Genomic DNA, 2637 nt, shown 5'->3' on the forward strand with positions numbered 1-2637 from the left:
AAGGTGATGCTCTACCAGCTGAGCCACGTCCGCGCGGCGAGTCCTGCCTCCGGGGTTCCTCCCCGTCAGCGCCCCTCGCTGCGTTAAGAACTCTAGCGGATTCCCGGCCAAGCGCGAAATCGGCCGGGCGCACCGGGCACACCCGTGCCCCGCCGGGGCAGGTCCGCCGACCCGCCGAGGCGGCGGGAGCTACTTCTCCACGTGGGCCGGCGAGGAGGGCATGTCGGGTCGGGGAGGCGCCGAGAGGTACTGGCCGACCCTCTCGATCACCTTGTTCATCTCGTAGGCGATCAGGCCCACGTCGCTGTCGGAGTCCGACATCAGCGCCATGCATGCGCCCTCTCCGGCCGCGGCGACGAAGAGGAAGGCGCGGTCCATCTCGATGATGCTCTGGCGGATGCCGCCCGCGGCGAACTGCTTGCTCGCCCCGCCCGCGAGGCTGTGCAGCCCCGAGGCGATCGCGGACAGGTGCTCGGCGGCGGGACGGTCCAGTCCGCTGGAGGTGGCCATGAGGAGCCCGTCGGTGGACAGGACGATGGCGTGCTGCGTACCGGAGGCACGCGTGAGGAGATCGTCCAGCAACCAGCTGAGCTCTCCGCGGGCGGTACTCGGTGGGGTCATGTCTCTCTTTGCTCTGTCAGTGGTCGTGCGTGACGTGGGACACGCGCACTGCGGGCCGCCGCCGGGGGCCTTGGGGGAAAGCTCCGAACTCGGCTGCCACCGGTCCCGCATAAGCGTTGCCCAGATGATAGTCATTCGTAACTTATCTGTCCGGCCGCCACGGTGGATTCCGGGTGGGCCGCCCAGACCGTCGAGCCGCGTGACCAGTCGTGATACCTCCGCAAAACGGGCATAGGTGCTGGACCAGCGGCCGGTGCCGGTCATGGGGCTTGCCAACCCGCCGTACGGAGGTTACGGAAGGAGCGGGCCGGGACACGCCGACGAGGTGGGAGGATCGTGCAGACACCGGCCCTACCTGGGCTCTTGAGAACGTGGGGGTGGCAGATGAAGGTGTGGATCGCGGGTGCCGGGTACGGTCGCGGCACCGTCGTCGACGAGAGCGAGGCGCGCATTCCCGTGGTGGACCACGGGATCACGGTGGGTGACGGGGTCTTCGAGACGGTGCGGGCCCGCGGCGGCCGCCCCTTCGCCCTCACCCGCCACCTCAGGCGGCTGGCCCGCTCCGCGGAGGGGCTGGGCATGGCCGAGCCCGACCTGGATCTGATCGCCGACGGCGTCGCCCGCGCGGTGGCGGCCAACCCGGACCTGCCCGACGCCCGCGTGCGCATCACGGTCACCGACGGCGCCGGGCCGCTGGGCTCGGACCGCTCCCCGGGCGAGCAGACCGCCATCGTGGCCCTGGGACCCTTCCCCGGGATCGCCCCGCACGCCGACGTGGCGACGGTTCCCTGGCCGCGCAACGAGTTCGGGGCCCTGGCCGGGCTCAAGACCACCTCCTACGCCGACAACGTGCGCGCCCTGGCCTACGCCAAGCAGCGCGGCGCCGGCGAGGCGCTCTTTCGCAACGTGAGCGGCAACCTGTGCGAGGGCACCGGCAGCAACGTCTTCGTGGTGCTCGACGGCAGGCTGGTCACCCCGCCGCTGTCGGCGGGCCCGCTGGCGGGGATCACCCGCGAACTCGTCCTGGAGTGGTTCGGGGGCGAGGAGGAGGACGTGCCCATGGAGCGCCTCCCCGAGGTGACGGAGGCCTTCCTGACCTCCACCGGGCGCGACGTGCAGGCGATCCTGCACGTGGACGGCCGCACGGTGTCGGCAGAGCCCGGGCCGGTCACCGCCAAGGCCGCGTCGGTCTTCGCGGAGCGCTCCGCGGCCGACATCGACCCCTGACCCCCTCAGCCGTCGGGAGTGCTCCGCGAAGGGCCCCGGGGCCCGCGGGTCGTCAGGAGTGCAGGTGCTGCTGGATCTCCTCGTCGAGGTTCACGAACTGGCCCTCCTGGCCCGCCGGAACGATCTCGTAGGTCCGGTGGAGGAACTCGGCCAGGGGAGAGACCTGGGTGTCGAACTCGGCCTGACCGAAGGGGGAGGAGAGCGCGATGCTCACACTGCGGTCGCCGTTGTCGTCCTTGGAGGGCCACACGCGGACGTCGCCCTCGCCGACCGGGCGCACGATGCCGACGGTCAGGAGCTCGCGGGCGAAGATCCACTCGACGGGGTTGTCCTCGCCGGTGTGGAAGGCCACCCGTATGGCGTACGGGTCGTCCGCGCTGTAGTCCAGGCGCGCGACCAGGGGAACCGCCGTGCGTTCGGGGACCACGAGCCGCAGGCCCAGCTCGGCGGTGGCAGTGGTGTCGCTACTGTTCATGTTCGCCAAACCTTTTCTCGTCCGGCCTTGCTGTTGCGGCGCGGGTCGGTTGCCGTCTCACGGGCTCCAACGCGGCTTCCCGCGGAACATGACGTGAGTACGGAGGCTTTCTTGGTGGGTGGGACCGGAGGTCTCGCCGCCCGTGCGACGGGCCCGGCGTGCCGCGGTGCGGCGCCACGATCCTTCGTCACTGTAATGACCAGGACAAACCAAAGATTTCCCAATGTTGGGTGTCCCACGTCACGCGGAGGTAATGAAGGGGTGGTGTTCGTCGGGTCCACGGGGGTGGGAACTCCTTATCACTGCGGGGATCG

Annotated in this window: 3 protein-coding genes; 1 reads left to right on the top strand and 2 read right to left on the bottom strand. The window is 70.4% G+C overall.

Annotation, left to right across the window (positions count from 1 at the left end; all coding sequences use genetic code 11):
* Positions 1 to 189 precede the first annotated feature (189 nt).
* Positions 190 to 621, bottom strand: coding sequence for a roadblock/LC7 domain-containing protein (locus tag DQW06_RS18985; RefSeq protein ID WP_013154286.1), 432 nt, complete (start codon positions 619 to 621; stop codon positions 190 to 192).
* A gap of 384 nt (positions 622 to 1005) precedes the next feature.
* Here DQW06_RS18985 and DQW06_RS18990 point away from each other — a divergent pair, with 384 nt between their 5' ends.
* Positions 1006 to 1848, top strand: a complete 843-nt coding sequence (locus tag DQW06_RS18990; RefSeq protein WP_013154285.1) for an aminotransferase class IV — start codon at positions 1006 to 1008, stop codon at positions 1846 to 1848.
* 52 nt (positions 1849 to 1900) lie between these two features.
* Here DQW06_RS18990 and DQW06_RS18995 read toward each other — a convergent pair whose 3' ends face one another.
* Positions 1901 to 2323, bottom strand: a complete 423-nt coding sequence (locus tag DQW06_RS18995) for an SsgA family sporulation/cell division regulator (RefSeq protein WP_013154284.1) — start codon at positions 2321 to 2323, stop codon at positions 1901 to 1903.
* Positions 2324 to 2637: the final 314 nt, after the last annotated feature.

Source organism: Nocardiopsis sp. TNDT3 (assembly GCF_003427465.1).
GTDB lineage: Bacteria > Actinomycetota > Actinomycetes > Streptosporangiales > Streptosporangiaceae > Nocardiopsis > Nocardiopsis dassonvillei.

What these genes read in the sequence shown, in the direction of transcription:
- DQW06_RS18990 (WP_013154285.1), top strand. Translation starts at nt 1,006, where the DNA reads ATGAAGGTGTGGATCGCGGGTGCCGGGTACGGTCGCGGCACCGTCGTC.
- DQW06_RS18985 (WP_013154286.1), bottom strand. Translation starts at nt 621, where the DNA reads ATGACCCCACCGAGTACCGCCCGCGGAGAGCTCAGCTGGTTGCTGGAC.
- DQW06_RS18995 (WP_013154284.1), bottom strand. Translation starts at nt 2,323, where the DNA reads ATGAACAGTAGCGACACCACTGCCACCGCCGAGCTGGGCCTGCGGCTC.